The following is a 15,557-nucleotide window of genomic DNA, read 5'->3' on the forward strand; positions in this document are numbered from 1 at the left end:
TCACGCCTGCGCGAGGGTAGCCAAGAGAGAGTGTACCTGCTGGACGTGGTCGCGTGCGGTGGAGTTTCTGGCTTGGTGTTGGCTCAGCTCCGTCTCCAACTGCGCCAATTCTCCCGCCAACGCTGCCCACCGATCCCGCTCTGGGTAGAGGGTGGCCTGCAGGTGATTGAGGCGACCCCAGGTTTCTGCCATGGCCTGGGCGCGCGCCCGCAGGGATCCCTCCTCTTGCTCCAGGTGTTGCCACTGCTGCTCCAATTCCTGCCGTTGGCGGGCGAGCTGCTCCTGCTGAGAAGGCAAGGACGATTCCAGTTGTTGAATGAGGGTTTGCAGACGACCTTTTTCTTGGAGAAGATCCTGCTTCTGGCTGCCGATCTGTTCCAGGAGCGGCCCAATATCGACCTGAACCGGGGCAGCAGCTTGATTTTGCAGCTGTCTAAGGCGGGCTTCCTGGCGGGTCAACTCTTCATACTCTCGCTGCAGGTTTTTTTCCTGAGGCAGCAGGGCTTCTTCCAAAGCACTGCAGGCAGACTGGGCATAGTCGATATCCATCTCGATGTCAAACCGCTCCTCTGGAGAGGCGGTGGCCAGCCGCTCTTGCAGCTCCCGCAGGGTTTGCCGGTTTTGCTCCAGTTCGGCCCGCTGCTGGCTGACCTGGGCCGCCCGCTGCTCGTAATCTCGGCGCAGTTGGCTGACCAAAGCCGCCAGCTCCTCGACCGAGATCGCCGGCTCCCCAGCCCTGCCGTTGCTGCTGCCATCGACGATAAAGTCGTACTCCTGCACCAGACGAGAGGCTTTCTGGTATAGGCTCTCTTGAGATTGCAGCTGCTGGAGAATCCTCTGCAGGTGCTCTTGATGGGCTCGCAGGGATCCCCGTCGAGTTTGCCACTCTGCTTGGCTTTGCTCCAGGGATTGTCGGGATCCCCACCAAGCGGTGTGGCGTTCTTGCCAAGCGCGGTAGTCTCGATCCAGCTCGTCTTGCCGGGCCTGGGCCTGCTGACGTTCTGCTTCCAGTTGGGCAATCTGTTGATTCAAGTGCTCCTGCTGCTGCTGAATGTGGCTTTTCAAGCTTTGCAGAAGCGCCAAGGGATCCCCAGCCGGATGTAGAGTCTCCTGGAGCTGCTGCACCAAAGCCTGTAGCTGCGCTGCTTCTGCCTCCCCCAAGCGGCTGGAGCGAGCTTCTTGCAACTGGGCTTCCAACTCTTGCCGCTGCCGATTCAGAGCTTCCCGCTGCTCTCCGAGCAGGCGCTGTTGTTCAGCCAAGTAAGCTTGCTGGGCTGCCAGTTCCTCTTTGAGGCTGTCCAGAAGTTTGCGATCTTCCTCCACACTCTTGTATTGCTCATACAGCCGCTGCACCTCTTCTTCCTGGGCTGCTAGCTCCATCTCGCGGCGGGTAAGCTCATGCGCCTGAAAGGTGAGGGACTGTTTCCAAACCTCGATCTCCTCTTCCTGGCTGCGGGCTCTGAGCTGAAGTTGGCTGAAGTTTTGCAGATAGGTCACCAGTTGGCGAGCGGCTTCGCTGATGCGGGCGACCTGACGGTTGCCGGAGATTTCCGCCAGCACCAATGACCCATCCTTGAAGCGCCCAGCCTCCTGGGCGATGCGGCCTTCCAAGGTAATGGATTCTTCGTTCACGGCCACCCAGGTATTGTCCTGCTGCTGCTTGGCCAGCAATTGCAGAGACGACTTGGCAAATCCAATCGGCTTGGATAGCTCTGCTAGGTACAGCACGCCTGAACTCCTCTAAAACAGCATGGACAGGACCAGCCTTGACCCCACCGAGCCACTGCCCCTGGCCGGGGAAAAATGGACGGCCGCCAGAACATGGCTCGCCGAGGCGCACAAAGACTACACCACCTTTCTAGACTCAACCATAGGGTAAAAAAAACGCCTTCGCCAGATGAGTTTTGGGGATGCCTGGGGTAGCTATTCAAACCGGTGGCGGAGCACTAAGGTAGTCTAGGGTGTGGTGTAGGGTTCTGCTCAGGGTTTGTATGGAGCTGCAAGGTGAGCCGCTTTCTATTCGTCGGCGTTCTCCTGCCCCGCCGGTGGTCGTAGCCTCTCAGGTGTACCAGACAACAGCGCCGGAAGCCAAGCCGCGCCACATTTTGGAAGAGATCGTCTGGCACAAAGAACAGGAGGTGGAGCGCCAACGGGAGCAGCTTCCCCTGAAGCAATTGCAACGGCAACTGGATCAAGCCCCGCCGGTGCGGGATTTTGTGGCGGCTCTTACCCAGTCGCCTCACCCTGTTTCCTTGATTGCCGAGGTCAAAAAAGCCTCCCCCAGCCGCGGCGTTCTCCGGGATCCCTTTGACCCGGTAGCCATTGCCCAGAGCTATGAAGCCGGTGGGGCCAGTTGCCTCTCGGTGCTCACAGATGAGCGGTTCTTTCAGGGCAGCGGCGAGTATCTGCGCCGGATCCGTCAGGCAGTAGGGATCCCCATCCTCTGCAAGGAGTTCATCCTCTACCCCTACCAAATCCTCTGGGCCCGCAGCCTGGGGGCAGATGCGGTGCTCTTGATTGCCGCCATTCTCTCGGATGCGGATTTGGGCTACTTTCTCAAGCTGATTCGGCAATTGGGCATGGCGGCTCTGCTGGAGGTGCACACTTCCCAAGAGTTGCAGCGGGTGTTGCGTTTGCCTCAACTGCAAGACTCCAGGGGGCAGGTGCTCATTGGCATCAACAATCGCGATCTGAGAACCTTTGCGGTGGACTTAAACACAACGCGCAACCTGTTGGCCGCCCACTCGGAGCTCCTTGGCGATCTGCCTGTGGTCAGCGAGTCCGGCATCCATACCCCTGCCGATCTGCAGCAGTTGCGGGCCTGGGGGGTGCGCTCTGTGCTGGTGGGGGAAGCGCTGGTGACCCAGCCGGATCCCGGCCAAGCTGTGCGCCACCTGTTGTCATCTCAGTGAATGAAAACCATTTATCAATGGATCTCTGCGAGAACAATTGATCTCTAAGGATTGCTTGGATCGATGAAACGTATTCCTGTGCCGGCTCATATCCACTACGAATTTCTGCTGCGGGTGTTGGAGCGGCAAACCTTTCCGGCAGTGGAAGAACAGGATTTTGGCAACCGAGGCCGCACGCAAGAGCTGATCAACTCCCTGCGCAAAGCCCTCACCCAACAGGTGCAACTGGAGGAAGAGTGGCGACAGCGGGGCTATCAGGTGGACTACCGCTGGAATATGGACGAGCCTCAGCCTCCCTCTTGACCTTCCAGCCCACTGTAAGGTTTAGCATCCTTTCAGTGGCATTGGGGGGGTTTTCCAAGATGCAGGTTGTTTTGACGGTGCCCAAGCTGGCCTGTGGGGCCTGTATAGACACCATTGCGCAAGCGGTGCGGCAACTGGATCCCCAGGCGCAGGTGGAAGGGGATCCCAAAACCAAACAGGTGCGGATTACTTCTGAGCGGCCTGTGGGCGATTTGCGGCAGGCCCTCACCCAGGTGGGATATCCCCCGGCCTAGTCAAGGCTGGGTCGAGAACGGTCGGGCGTCTGTTTTGAATTCCTGTACAGATGGCTGCCTTCGCCCTGCCCAGGGTGGAGAGTAGCTGTCGTTTCATCAACAAGGTGTTGCCATGCCTGCCCCTGAAAAGTCATCGGCTGCACTATCGGCCTCTGCGCCTTCTCCTGAGGGCACTTGGCAGTTGGCCCTGCAAGGGATGAGCTGTGCCTCCTGCGCCCGCAGCATCGAACAGGCCCTCGCTCAGGTGCAGGGGGTGTCCCACGGATCAGTGAATTTTGCCAGCGAGCAGGCCACCGTCAAAGGGGATCCCAGGCTGGTGGATCCGCAGGCGTTGATTCGGGCGGTGGAGCGGGCGGGGTATCGGGCGCGCCTTATCCAGGAGGATTGGCAGCTGGACGATCTGTCGGATCCAGAGCGGATCGCCCAACGGGCCGCAGAACGGGAACTGAAGCTCAAGGTGGCGATAGGGGTGGGCATCAGCACGGTGCTGGTGATCGGATCCCTGCCGATGATGCTGGGGATGGACATCCCGGGCTTTCCCATGTGGCTGCACAATCCTGGGTTGCAGTTGCTGCTGACGGCTCCGGTGCAGTTTTGGGTGGGCAAGCATTTTTATCGAGGCGCTTGGGCCGCTTGGCAACGGCGTTCGGCGGATATGAACACGCTGGTGGCCTTAGGGACGAGCGCGGCTTTCTTCTATTCCATTTTCCCAACGGTTTTCCCCGACTCTTTCCATCGGCAGGGACTGCATCCCGATGTGTATTACGAAGTGTCGGCGGTGGTCACCACCCTGATTCTGGTGGGTAAGTGGATGGAGCAACGGGCCAAAAGGCAAACCTCTGAGGCCATTCGCAAGCTGATCGGGCTGCAACCGAAAACGGCAAGGGTAATTCGCCATGGGGTGGAGCAGGATATTCCGATTCGGGAAGTGCAGGTGGGGGATCGGATCCGGGTGCGCCCCGGCGAGAAGGTGCCGGTGGATGGGGTAATCCTAGAGGGATCCTCCACCCTCGACGAGTCGATGGTGACCGGCGAGAGCCTGCCTGTACTCAAGTCGGCGGGGGATGAGGTGATTGGGGCAACGCTGAATCAGACGGGCAGCTTTGTGATGGAGGCGCGGCGGGTGGGCAAAGACACAGTTCTGGCCCAGATCGTGCGCCTGGTGCAGGAAGCTCAGGGATCCAAAGCCCCAATTCAACAGGTGGCGGATCGGGTGACTGCCTGGTTTGTGCCGGCAGTGATCGGGGTGGCAGTTCTAACTTTTGTGCTCTGGTGGGTGTTGGCGGACAACCTGACGCTGGCCTTGGTGAACACGATTGGGGTGCTGATCATCGCCTGCCCTTGCGCGCTGGGGTTGGCAACCCCCACCTCGATCCTGGTGGCCACGGGACGAGGGGCAGAATTGGGGATCCTGGTGAAAAGTGCCGACAGCCTGGAATTGGCCCACCACTTGCGCACGGTGGTCTTGGACAAAACCGGCACCCTGACCGAAGGTCGCCCTACCGTCACCGATATTTGGGCTAATGGCTCCTCTCCCCTGACGGTGTTGCGCCTGGCAGCGGCAGTAGAGCGGCACTCGGAACACCCTTTGGCCCAGGCGGTGGTGCAGAAAGCCGAAGCCGAAAAAATTGTGATCCCTCCTGCCTGGCACTTTCAGGCAAGGGTAGGCAGTGGGGCAGAAGCCTGGGTGGAAGACCAGTGGATCCGCATCGGTCGGCTGAGCTGGCTACAGGAGATGGGGATCCCTTGGGATCCCTCTTGGTCAGAGCGGGTTCAGAATTGGGAAAGCCAGGGCAAAACGGTGATCGGCGTAGCCCAATCCCAGAGCCTGGTGGGGCTGCTGGCCATTGCCGATCCGCTCAAACCCACCTCTCCTGAGGCAGTGCAACAGCTGCAACAGATGGGTCTAGAGGTGATCCTGCTAACCGGGGATAACCCCACCACGGCCCAAGCGGTTGCCCGGCAGGCAGGCATTCAGCGGGTAATTGCCCAAGTCCGTCCGGATCAGAAGGCCGCTTACATACGCAGCCTAAGACAACCGCGACGGCGGGTGGCGATGGTGGGAGATGGCATTAACGATGCTCCGGCTCTGGCAGAAGCGGATGTGGGGATCGCCATCGTTACGGGTACGGATGTGGCAATGGCCGCCAGCGATATTACCCTCATGTCGGGAGATCTGCGGGGAGTCGCCACTGCCATTCAACTCAGCCGGGCCACCCTCAACAACATCCGCCAGAACCTCTTCTTCGCCTTTATCTACAATACGCTGGGGATCCCGATTGCCGCTGGGGCGCTCTATCCCTTTACAGGCTGGCTGCTCAACCCCATGCTGGCGGGGGCAGCCATGGCCCTGAGTTCCGTTTCGGTGGTCGCCAATGCCCTGCGCCTGCGACACTTTCAGCCCCCCAGACCAGCGGGCCGGCGTTAGGCCCTCTCCCAGGGGCAAGGGGGATTAGCGCGGCAACAGTTTTGCTGCCCTTTGAGCATGAGTCTGCCGTACCGCTCATGCCTCAGGGCTATCTTCTGGCAGGCAAGAACATCCCCCCCGGGAGCTTGGTGAATGGCAAGCGGCAAGCTAACCTAAAAGGCTCAGGCAGACTGGGGAAAGCGCGGTGCAAGTCCGCCACTGTGACGCAACTGTGATGGGATCCCTCCCTCAGCCAGAACACCCACCTGCCGTTGTCCTGTACCCCTTGCGATTCACAAGGAACGGAGTTTTTTGTGTTGAATACCCTCAGTGTTTCCCCTCCCCTTTCGGTTGGGCAGCTTGCTTCTCCTTCATTGCCCCTATTGCTTATCGGCCACGGATCCCGCGACCCTGAAGGGCGGCAAGCCTTTCTGGAGTTGGCCCAAGTCTACCAATCCCTCACTCCCCATCGACCGGTGATCCCTTGTTTTCTGGAGCTGACCCAGCCAACCATTGCCCAGGGGGTAGAGCAGTGCTTGGCCCAAGGGTGGCAGGAGATCGTGGCCCTGCCGCTGTTGCTGTTTGGGGCCCGCCACAACAAGTTCGATGTGACGATGGAATTGGATCGCCTGCAGGCCCTCTATCCCCAGTTGCGCATTCGTTACGGTGGGCCGCTGGGGATCCGCATCGAGATCCTGCAACTGCTGCGAGACCGATTGGCTGCTCTGATAGCTGCCCAACCGCAGCGGATCCCAGAAGCAGAAACCGTGCTCCTGTTTGTGGGTCGCGGCTCCAGCGATCCCGAGGCCAATGCCGAAGCCTGTAAACTGGCCCGGTTGCTTTGGGAAGGATCTGGGTTTGCCGCTGTGGAAACTTGCTTTATCGGCATTACCCATCCCCGCCTGCCCGTGGGATTGGAGCGGGCCTTGTCCTGGCAGCCGCGCCGGGTGATCGTGCTGCCCTACTTTCTGTTTACGGGGGTGTTGGTGAAAAAAATCGAGGCGGCAGTGGAGAAACAACGACAACGACAGCCGGAAATCGACTGGCTGATGCTGCCGGAATTGGGCCTTGTGGATACGGTGCTGCACAGCCTGCAGCAACTGGAGCAGGAAGCCCTGCAGGGCCAAACCCCGATGAACTGCCACCTGTGCAAGTTTCGCCTGGCCGTGAGCGCAGAGGTCAGAGCTGGGCATACCCATCACCATCCTCACGAGCATCATCACCACCATCACGGGCACGGATCCCATCACCACCCTCATTCTCACCATCACCCTCAGCACGGCCACACCCACGCAGCGGCTGGGGATCCCTGGGCCCAATTAGAGGGCTACCACCAACGGGCTTGGCAGGTGCCCTAAGAGGGAAACAGAGGCTGCTGGCGGGATAAACTGAGTGCAGACAGGCCATTTTTGAACCTGGTTTTCCCGCTCTAGCGGTTGTGATGACGAAAAAACGATGATGCTCTCCCGCTCCTCTTGGGTTTCAGGTGCCGCTGCCGCGGGGAGCGGGATCTTTGTTTTCGCCCTGGTGGTGGGGCTGCTGGATCAGATCCTGCCCACCCTGCCCAAGGTTTCCTTATCCTTGGCCGGGATCCCTGGGATCCTGGCTGGAATTGGGTCTGCCTATGGGGTTTGGCAGGTGGTTCAGATGGGTCTGCAGTCGGCTTCCTGGAGCGACTTTCGAGAATCGCTGGTGGCGACCCTGTCTCCCTTTGATCCTGCCGATTATGGCGGCAACCCTCGGCAACCCGAGGAGGATTCTCTCCCTTTGCAGTCGGTTGACGAGGATCCTCAAACCCAGATCCGCGATCGACAAATTCTTGATCAAGCTGAGCAGCAGACGGAAACTGAAACCGAAGTAAGCGAACACACTCAAGTAAGACTGCAGGGCGAGCAGCACCAGGATCAAGCTTCGCAGGCCAAGGCCCAACAGTTGCAGCCCCTACAAGAATTGTCATCACCTTCTTCCCCAAGCCCTGAGTCGGCAAAACCCACACCAGAGCCAGAGCTCAACCAAAAACTTCGCCAACTCCAGATGCAGGTCGCCACTCTGAAAATAGAACTGGAACTCCAAGAAATCCAACTGCAGCAGTTGGAGGTGAGGCGGACTCGGCTTCAGCAGCAGAAGCAGAAACTCAAGCACGTTCTGCGTCGCACGGCGTCCGAAAATCAAAGGCTGCGCTTCTTACAGGAGCAAAAAGCCCGGCAACTGGAGCAAACTCAGCAAGAGCTGCAAGCTTTGCGGGAGTCCTACCGCGCCTTGCAAGTTCTACAGGAAATAAGCTTCACCCTAACCCAAAACCTATCTCACAAAATAGCCGAAACGGAACCCTCTAAGCCCTCCGGCTAGCCGAAGTCTCAACTCACCCGTTTCAGGACAAATACACTCCCCTCGCTGCCCCGGCCCATCCGCAAATCTTCATCCAAATAGGTGATATCCAGCCAACCCGTTGGCTCGCGGCGGCGGATATCGATTTGAATAGCCGGGATCCGCTCCGGAGCCCGCTCGAGCAAATAGAGAAAACTCTCGATCTCGTAGCTCATCAAAGCTTGGGATCCGAGCACCAATCGCTCGAAAATCACCCTCACCCGGCGCTCAGATTCGGGGTAAAAGCGCGCTGATACAGCCAAGACTCCCCGTGGCATCCAAGCCTCCAGCCAACCGGATCCCTGGATCTCCGCCACGTTGAAGACCCGTCCAGCTTTGGCCCGAATACACTGGTAGATCTCGCCGGTGGTCAAAAAAGGCAACTGTGCCAGCCGCAGCAGAGCTGTGCTGGTGGTAAAGAGGGTGAGCCAGTTCCCCTCCAACCCTTCAGGGGCCGATGTTGGCTTGGGGGTGGGGTTGAGCGCTTCTAGGACGGCAATTTGAGACAGGATCTGGGCTTGCTGCTCAGGGGAGACTTTCCGGCCCCGGTCGGTCGCCTCCAGCAGGTGCAGCAGAGCCGATTTTTGCTGAGCCAGGGCCATGAGCACACTCCAAGGCATCAACCCCATTTTAGAGAACGCCAGATCCGGCTGCCCTCAACCGTCTTCTTCTACGGGTTTCAGATTTAGATCTGCCACCTGCTCATACCCTAGCCCGGCCCGCACCACCAGCGGCTCGGATCCGGTCAAATCGATTACCGTAGAGACCTTGGCCCGGCGGGGGGCATCGTCATCCAGCACCAGATCCACCTGTTTTTCCAACTGCCGCATCTCTTCAGCCGCAAAGATCCCACCCTCATCCCAGGGGTCGCTCTCCCACTCCCAGGCTTGCCCAGAACTTAAGTCCAGGGATCCGACGGGATCCCCCCCCAGCTTGGCAGAGGTGGAGACAATTGGATTGCCCAACTCTTCCAGCAAAGCCTGACAAATGGCCGAGTCGGGCACCCGGATGCCGGTGGTTTTCCGCTTGGGATCCATCACCAACCTGGGCACCAGCTTGGTGGCCGGCAACAGAAACGTAAACGGGCCGGGGATCAGCCGCCGCATCAGCCGATAGGCCGAATCGGTTACCTGGGCATAGTGGGCAATGCGTGAGAGAGAAGGGCACAAAAAGGTAAGAGGCTTGTCGTTGGAGAGCTGCTTGATACGGCGTACCCGCTCCACTGCTTGTTTGTGGGTCACATCGCAGCCAATGGCATAGACTGTATCGGTGGGGTAAAGCATCACCGCCCCCTCCCGCAAAGCCGCCGCAATCCGCCGGATGGAACGGGCCTGGGGCTGTTGCGGATGCAGCTTAAAGTACTCGGCCATCGGGCAGATGGGAAGAGGTCAAGACTCGGAGCAGCTCCCCCCCAAAGGGTTTTCCACAAGAGGGCGAGGGGTCGGTGGCACCGACGCGGGCGGGGATCCCTGAGATTCGGGCCAGTCCTTCAGTTGTTGCATCAGGGCTTGGATGTGCAGACGGGGCAGATAGGGCCAGTCGCCGGCTTCTTCCAAATCCTGAAGCACCCGATACAGAGCTTGACGGGTGTTGGGCAAAGACTCCCGAAAGGCACCTTCCAGGATCGCGCGGTGCAACTCCTCCAGCAGCCGCAGGAGCATCAGCAGCTCCACACACGCTCCCGCCCTCGCCTGAGCCGCCTGTTCAACGGCCAACATAATCTGACGCAAATCCGGTGGCAGATCCTCCGCCGAGATATACATGGCCACTCGTCTCTGGGTTCTGGGAAGGCAGGGGCTTTCCCATTCTAAGATTCTTCTGCCTTAGGACTGGATGGCTCCCACAAGATCCAACTGCGCAGGCTGTTGGGATCCCCGACCCAGGCACTGCCACACCCGCTGCAAGAGGGGATCCAGCCCCTGCTTGGCAATCGCAGAAATGGTCACCACCGAAGTGCCGGCAGCAGCAGACAGCCTCTGGGCGCGCTCGGCAACCTGCTGGGGATCCAGAACATCGATCTTGTTCAAAACCAGGATTTGTGGCTTATCGATTAACCCGTGGCCGTAGGCGCGCAGCTCCTGCTGAATAACCTGGTAATCCTTGACGGGATCCGCCGCCGTGCCATCCACCAAATGAATCAGTACCCTGGTACGCTCCACATGGCGCAAAAACTCATGGCCCAGCCCCACCCCCAAGTGCGCCCCCTCGATCAGCCCCGGAATATCGGCAAACACCACCCCATCTCCCGATGGATGGGGCACCACCCCCAAATTGGGCTGCAGCGTGGTGAAGGGGTAGTCAGCAATCTTGGGCCGGGCAGAGGAGACCACCGAAATCAGAGTGGACTTGCCCGCATTGGGCAGGCCGACAATGCCCACCTCGGCAATCAACTTCAGCTCCAGGCGCAGGCGCACCCGTTCTCCCGCTTCGCCCTTGGTAAATTGGCGGGGGGCACGATTGTGGTTGCTCAAAAAATGGGCATTGCCTAAGCCGCCTTTGCCCCCACGGGCTACCAGCAATTGATCCCCCTTGCCCACCAGATCGCCCAACAATTCCCCCGTCTCCGCATTGAACACCACAGTACCGCAGGGCACCCGCACCAGCCGATCCGCACCACTGGCCCCGCTGCGATGGTTGGGCCCCCCTTTGGCCCCGTGTTCCGCCTTGATCACCGGTTGAAAGCGAAAATCCAACAGAGTTTGCAGGCCGGGATCGGCCACCAAGATCACCGAGCCGCCCCGCCCGCCATTGCCGCCGGATGGCCCCCCAGCCGGCACATACTTCTCACGGCGGAAGGCAATGATGCCATCCCCGCCATTTCCCCCTTGCACTTCAATTTCGGCTTGGTCGATAAAGTGCAATCGTTCTTCTCCCAAATCTTCTATCTTCCAGCTTGGCAAGATGCCGGAAAACTTGCCACAAAAGACGCTCCTCTAAGCTACGATGGTATTTCCCAGCCACATCCTCCCCAGGTGGGAAAGTGGAAGTGGGATCCTGCCAAACTCGATTGGCCTTCTACCCTTTATCCCGCGCAACTGATCTGTTACTGCACCCCTATGAGTCGATTCACTGCTGCCGATGTAGGTTTTACCACTGAAGACTTTGCCGCCCTTCTGGATAAGTACGACTATCACTTCAGCCCTGGCGAAATTGTGGCGGGTACAGTATTCTCGGTGGAGCCACGCGGTGCTTTGATCGATATTGGGGCCAAAACGGCTGCCTTTCTGCCGCTCCAGGAGATGTCGATTAGCCGCCTGGAAGACCCGCACGAGATGCTGCAGCCGGGAGAAACCCGCGAGTTTTTTATCCTCACCGAAGAAAACGAAGAGGGACAGCTGACCCTCTCCATCCGCCGCATCGAGTACATGCGGGCCTGGGAACGGGTACGGCAGCTCCAGAAAGAAGATGCCACCGTTCGCTCAACCATTTTTGCTACCAACCGAGGTGGAGCCCTGGTGCGGATTGAGGGGCTGCGGGGCTTTATCCCCGGATCCCACATCAGCACCCGCAAGCCAAAAGAAGAGCTGGTGGGCGAAGAGCTGCCCCTGAAGTTTTTAGAGGTGGACGAAGACCGCAACCGCTTGGTGTTGAGCCATCGCCGCGCCTTGGTGGAGCGGAAGATGAACAATCTGGAAGTGGGCGAGGTGGTGGTTGGCACGGTGCGGGGCATCAAGCCCTATGGTGCCTTCATCGATATTGGCGGCGTCTCCGGCCTGCTGCACATTTCCGAGATCTCCCACGATCATGTTGACACGCCCCACAGCGTCTTCAACGTCAACGACGAAGTGAAGGTGATGATCATCGAGCTAAATGCGGAGCGGGCGCGGATCTCGCTGTCCACCAAGCAACTGGAGCCCAATCCCGGCGACATGATTCGGGATCCCAAGCTGGTTTACGAGAAGGCTGAGGAAATGGCAGCCAAGTACCGTGAGCAACTGCTGGCCGCTAAGCAAGGACAAGCGGCAGAGGCCCCACCGGAAGTGGTGGAAGAGGAGCTGGAATACGCGGCGACGGCTGTGGAATGATCACAAACTTTGCGTATTTCTGCCTGCTACAAGGCTTAGCTAGGCCGCCGAGAAGCCCGGCCCTCTCTCGCTTTAGCGGCGCGGAGCGCTTTGCATCAGCATGAGTGCGGAAGTATGTCACGGCATGAGCCTTTGGTTCCATCAGTGTGAGTGGGGAGCTGAGGAGCGATCCATAAGCCCGTGGGGGCGGGGGCAGTCCAAATGTCCGAAGAGACGGGTACTGCTGCTGTGGCGAAGTAGGCCGACGGCGCTCACGCAGGGCTGCAAACCTGCGCCAGTAACGGGAATCCCCCGCTCCTGAGCTTGAGGAGATGGTCAAAGACTGTAGATCTGCCCATCCATGAGCAGATGGGTGATGCCTTTCTTTTGCAGTTGGGTGCGCACAATCTCCAGGATGTAGCCGGGAAACTGGATCACCCGGTAGGGCGGGTAGGTGTTGCTGCCCCGACGGCTCATTTCGGAAAAGCGACGGGCCACCTTGTGGTTGTCGAAAATGGGCAGCGTATTGGCGTTGTCGATCCCTTCGATGGGCAGGGATCCCGAGCCAAAGAATTCTTTGAGAGGGCGGGTGGTCAGTTCTTGGTAGCGGTCAACAACGACATAGCAGGTTTCCGGTAGGGTGAGCTCTTCCAGGGGTAATACCTGAATTTGATAGCTGGGATCGGTGAGGGGATCCTCTTCTGGCCCATCTTCATCTTCTAGGAGATAGTCAGGGTCGTCCTCATCTTCGTCCTCGTCTTCAAGGTCACGGTCTTCTTCGGTCTCTTCCTCCACATCCTCCAGATCTTCCCGAAGCCCAGCCGCCAACGGCAGTTCTTCTGGGGGCAGTTTTGGCAGAGACTCTGTTCCAGCGGTGTTATCCTCGCCTTCCTCGTTTGCGTTCGGCTCTGCGGGGGGCTCCGGCAAGGGACATGGAGAAGGCAACTCCGGCTCCAGCGGCAAAATCTGCTGCTCTGGGGCTGGGATCCCGCCAACAACAGCTTTTTCCCCCATGTCTTTGCGGCGGGCAGCCGAGCGTTTGAGATGGATCAACCGCTGATACTCATCGGCAGCGATATTTTCCTTCAACACGCGGGTGATGGTGGTGATGCTCACCTGAAATTGCTCCGCCAATTCGACGGCGGTCGCTGCTGAGCCGCGGTAGGCGCTAACAATTTGCTGTTGTTCTTGCTCTGAAAGTTTGCTGCGAGCCATCCCAGGTCACCCAATCCAAAAACCGAAAAAACTGAAGAGGATCCTTAGCCAGCGGCGGTTGCCCCACACACCCGGCTGAGGCCGGCAGCCAGCTGTTCCGGCTCCAGCCCTTTGCCAATCAACACAATTTTGGACAAGCGGGGCTCATCGGGATCCCAGTCCCGTTCCAGAAAAAGGGTTTGCCGCTGGCCCACCTGATGAAAGATAACCCGCTGCGGCTCATCCACAACCCACAGCACCCCCTTGGCGCGAAAAAGGGTCTCGGGCATGTCTTGTAGCCAATCGCGAAAAGCCGCCAAATCCAGCGGCTGCTGCAGTTGAAAGCTCACCGATTGGATCCCGTCTTCCTCGAGGTGATGGCTATGGTGGGCCTCAGTCTCTGCATTGGGGAGCCTGGGATCCCACAATTCCGGACGAAAGGCATGCACATCCAAGATGCGGGCCAAGGGCACCTGGGCATGGGTGGTGAGCAGGCAAGGGGCATCGGGGTTGTAGCGGCGCAGATCCAGAAGGATCCGCTCTCGTTCGGCTTCGCCGATTAAGTCCACCTTGTTGAGCAACACAATGTCGGCACTGCTGATCTGGTGGGCAGCAGTTTGCGAGCGCCGGAAATTCTGCCAGTATTCGGCCCCATCCACCAACGTCACCACACCATCCAGGCGCAACTCCTCATGAAAAGTCCTCTGCACAAATAGCTCCGTCACCTGCCTGGGATCCGCTACCCCACTGGTTTCCACCACCAGGTAATCCAACGCCTGGGCACGCTGCAGCAGCTCTCGGGCTGCCTGTTCAAAATCTTCTCGCACCGTGCAACAAAGGCAACCATTGCTGAGCTGCATCAGCCCCTCTTCGGGCAGATTGATCAGCTCTCCATCGATGGAAATTTCGCCAAACTCGTTGAGGATCACTCCAATGCGCAACCCATGCTCCTCCTCCAAGATGCGCTTGAGTAGGGTAGTCTTACCACTGCCCAAAAAGCCCGTCAAGAGGGTAACCGGAAGCTGAGTTTTCATTGCCAATTCGGTCTACAACCAACAAATCCTCTCTAGTTCCCCACAGGCTCTACCAAGAAAACTGGGTTTAAAGCCCCGCCCTTCCAGGGCAGCTTTGTACTACTTTATACGTTTGTTATAGTTATATGTGTTTGTTAGCAGGGGCAGGGTAGTCAACTGCTCTCGCCTACGGCGGCGCGGAGCGCTATAAAAACCCGACAGTCTCGCGACTGGATCCAACCTAAACTAAATAGGTTTTAGTGCTATCGCAGAACCAGGAACCAGAATCCCTTTCCTTCGGGCAGGGGGGATATCAACAGCTTAGCCTTAGACTTACAGTCATTTCGATTCAAACTAGGACACTTTGCCCACACCTAAACCGTTGGTCGCGTCGTCGCGTCAGCGTTGCGAAGCAATATAGGGGGCCAGAAGGCTTTTCTCAGTAGCTCAGGTTCCCCATCTTAACCTGAAACAACCATAACCATAATTTTGGATTCCACCCAATGGCAAGTCCAACAGAAGGATCGGCAGCTCAGCAAACGTCGGCGCCACTTCTCTGGGTGAAAGCCTCAACCACTCCCCTTGCCGAATGCAGACTGCTAACCCCGTTCGGATTTTGGGGATCCCTGTAGGCGGAGCAACTCGATGGGTAGGCCATCGGGATCGGCAATGAAGGCCACCTCGTAGATTTGATTGCCGATTTGCTGCTGCTGGGGCGGGAGCAGCAGGGTGAACGGCACTTGCGCCTGCAGATGCTCCAAATAAGCGGCCAAGGATTCCCATGCAGGCTCGATCTCCAAAGCGGGATGGTAGTAGCCCACATAGTGGGGATCCCCAAAGGGATCCGGGGCAGGCCGGGGATCCGGCACCTGCATCAGCTCTAAGCGCCCCCAGGGACCACGCATCCAGCAGGCCAGCGTGATCCCGGCAGTAAAGCGTTCTTCCACCGCAAAGCCCAGCCCCTCGTAAAAAGCGATGGAGCGGAAGATATCGGCGGTGCGAATGGAAAAATGGTGTAGTTTCATCGTCCTGCAAAGCAGCCAGATGGGGCCAGACCGCTCGGATCATCGCCGATGACGGCTGGTCAAGCGCAGGTAGACTTG

At 58.7% G+C, this 15,557-nt stretch carries 15 protein-coding genes and 1 riboswitch; of the genes, 7 read left to right on the forward strand and 8 right to left on the reverse strand.

Annotated elements, in window-relative coordinates:
• Entirely contained in the window at window positions 1–1,728 is a 1,728-nt protein-coding gene (gene hmpF, locus ACVWXW_RS06755; RefSeq protein WP_457403289.1) for a pilus motility taxis protein HmpF, read from the reverse strand.
• Between the two features lie 263 nt (window positions 1,729–1,991).
• Between hmpF and trpC the strand changes: the two genes are divergently transcribed.
• From trpC to ACVWXW_RS06785, 6 genes are all read left to right on the forward strand, one after another.
• Entirely contained in the window at window positions 1,992–2,912 is a 921-nt protein-coding gene (gene trpC / locus ACVWXW_RS06760; RefSeq protein ID WP_457403291.1) for an indole-3-glycerol phosphate synthase TrpC, read from the forward strand.
• Window positions 2,913–2,975: 63 nt separating this feature from the next.
• Window positions 2,976–3,215, forward strand: a complete 240-nt coding sequence (locus tag ACVWXW_RS06765; RefSeq protein ID WP_041436722.1) for a DUF5340 domain-containing protein — start codon at window positions 2,976–2,978, stop codon at window positions 3,213–3,215.
• A 59-nt stretch (window positions 3,216–3,274) separates the two neighbouring features.
• Entirely contained in the window at window positions 3,275–3,469 is a 195-nt protein-coding gene (locus tag ACVWXW_RS06770) for a heavy-metal-associated domain-containing protein (protein WP_099813329.1), read from the forward strand.
• Between the two features lie 112 nt (window positions 3,470–3,581).
• A complete protein-coding gene (locus ACVWXW_RS06775; RefSeq protein WP_457403293.1) occupies window positions 3,582–5,897 on the forward strand; it encodes a heavy metal translocating P-type ATPase in 2,316 nt (771 codons plus the stop codon).
• 127 nt (window positions 5,898–6,024) lie between these two features.
• A riboswitch (cobalamin riboswitch) is annotated at window positions 6,025–6,160 on the forward strand.
• Window positions 6,161–6,190: 30 nt separating this feature from the next.
• Window positions 6,191–7,234 carry a sirohydrochlorin chelatase gene (locus ACVWXW_RS06780; protein WP_457403294.1) on the forward strand — a complete coding sequence of 348 codons (1,044 nt, stop codon included), beginning with the start codon at window positions 6,191–6,193 and terminating at the stop codon, window positions 7,232–7,234.
• 97 nt (window positions 7,235–7,331) lie between these two features.
• Window positions 7,332–8,225, forward strand: coding sequence for a hypothetical protein (locus ACVWXW_RS06785; RefSeq protein WP_457403296.1), 894 nt, complete (start codon window positions 7,332–7,334; stop codon window positions 8,223–8,225).
• Window positions 8,226–8,233: 8 nt separating this feature from the next.
• Here ACVWXW_RS06785 and ACVWXW_RS06790 read toward each other — a convergent pair whose 3' ends face one another.
• The 4 genes from ACVWXW_RS06790 to obgE are packed head-to-tail and all read right to left on the reverse strand — an operon-like array spanning window position 8,234 to window position 11,104.
• Window positions 8,234–8,845: a PAP/fibrillin family protein gene (locus ACVWXW_RS06790; RefSeq protein ID WP_457403297.1), complete on the reverse strand. Its 612-nt coding sequence runs from the start codon at window positions 8,843–8,845 to the stop codon at window positions 8,234–8,236.
• A 54-nt stretch (window positions 8,846–8,899) separates the two neighbouring features.
• Complete coding sequence (locus ACVWXW_RS06795; RefSeq protein WP_457403298.1) at window positions 8,900–9,613, reverse strand: L-threonylcarbamoyladenylate synthase; 714 nt, start codon at window positions 9,611–9,613, stop codon at window positions 8,900–8,902.
• Between the two features lie 18 nt (window positions 9,614–9,631).
• The gene (locus ACVWXW_RS06800; protein WP_457403299.1) at window positions 9,632–10,006 is read right to left on the reverse strand and encodes a hypothetical protein; all 375 of its coding nucleotides are present in this window, start codon (window positions 10,004–10,006) and stop codon (window positions 9,632–9,634) included.
• Window positions 10,007–10,066: 60 nt separating this feature from the next.
• Window positions 10,067–11,104, reverse strand: coding sequence for a GTPase ObgE (obgE, locus tag ACVWXW_RS06805; RefSeq protein ID WP_457403318.1), 1,038 nt, complete (start codon window positions 11,102–11,104; stop codon window positions 10,067–10,069).
• Between the two features lie 195 nt (window positions 11,105–11,299).
• Here obgE and ACVWXW_RS06810 point away from each other — a divergent pair, with 195 nt between their 5' ends.
• A complete protein-coding gene (locus tag ACVWXW_RS06810; protein ID WP_414419250.1) occupies window positions 11,300–12,268 on the forward strand; it encodes a 30S ribosomal protein S1 in 969 nt (322 codons plus the stop codon).
• Window positions 12,269–12,583: 315 nt separating this feature from the next.
• On the opposite strand, the gene ACVWXW_RS06815 is transcribed toward ACVWXW_RS06810, so the two are convergent.
• From ACVWXW_RS06815 to ACVWXW_RS06825, 3 genes are all read right to left on the reverse strand, one after another.
• Entirely contained in the window at window positions 12,584–13,462 is an 879-nt protein-coding gene (locus tag ACVWXW_RS06815; RefSeq protein WP_457403300.1) for a hypothetical protein, read from the reverse strand.
• A gap of 44 nt (window positions 13,463–13,506) precedes the next feature.
• A complete protein-coding gene (locus ACVWXW_RS06820; RefSeq protein WP_457403302.1) occupies window positions 13,507–14,475 on the reverse strand; it encodes a CobW family GTP-binding protein in 969 nt (322 codons plus the stop codon).
• A 578-nt stretch (window positions 14,476–15,053) separates the two neighbouring features.
• Window positions 15,054–15,479: a VOC family protein gene (locus ACVWXW_RS06825; protein WP_457403304.1), complete on the reverse strand. Its 426-nt coding sequence runs from the start codon at window positions 15,477–15,479 to the stop codon at window positions 15,054–15,056.
• Window positions 15,480–15,557 lie beyond the last annotated feature (78 nt).

It is taken from the genome of Thermostichus sp. MS-CIW-30 (assembly GCF_054058015.1).

Coding starts and splice junctions, on each gene's coding strand:
- trpC (WP_457403291.1), top strand. CDS start 1,992: ATGGAGCTGCAAGGTGAGCCGCTTTCTATTCGTCGGCGTTCTCCTGCC.
- ACVWXW_RS06765 (WP_041436722.1), top strand. CDS start 2,976: ATGAAACGTATTCCTGTGCCGGCTCATATCCACTACGAATTTCTGCTG.
- ACVWXW_RS06770 (WP_099813329.1), top strand. CDS start 3,275: ATGCAGGTTGTTTTGACGGTGCCCAAGCTGGCCTGTGGGGCCTGTATA.
- ACVWXW_RS06775 (WP_457403293.1), top strand. CDS start 3,582: ATGCCTGCCCCTGAAAAGTCATCGGCTGCACTATCGGCCTCTGCGCCT.
- ACVWXW_RS06785 (WP_457403296.1), top strand. CDS start 7,332: ATGATGCTCTCCCGCTCCTCTTGGGTTTCAGGTGCCGCTGCCGCGGGG.
- ACVWXW_RS06790 (WP_457403297.1), bottom strand. CDS start 8,845: ATGGCCCTGGCTCAGCAAAAATCGGCTCTGCTGCACCTGCTGGAGGCG.
- ACVWXW_RS06795 (WP_457403298.1), bottom strand. CDS start 9,613: ATGGCCGAGTACTTTAAGCTGCATCCGCAACAGCCCCAGGCCCGTTCC.
- ACVWXW_RS06800 (WP_457403299.1), bottom strand. CDS start 10,006: ATGTATATCTCGGCGGAGGATCTGCCACCGGATTTGCGTCAGATTATG.
- ACVWXW_RS06810 (WP_414419250.1), top strand. CDS start 11,300: ATGAGTCGATTCACTGCTGCCGATGTAGGTTTTACCACTGAAGACTTT.
- ACVWXW_RS06815 (WP_457403300.1), bottom strand. CDS start 13,462: ATGGCTCGCAGCAAACTTTCAGAGCAAGAACAACAGCAAATTGTTAGC.
- ACVWXW_RS06820 (WP_457403302.1), bottom strand. CDS start 14,475: ATGAAAACTCAGCTTCCGGTTACCCTCTTGACGGGCTTTTTGGGCAGT.
- ACVWXW_RS06825 (WP_457403304.1), bottom strand. CDS start 15,479: ATGAAACTACACCATTTTTCCATTCGCACCGCCGATATCTTCCGCTCC.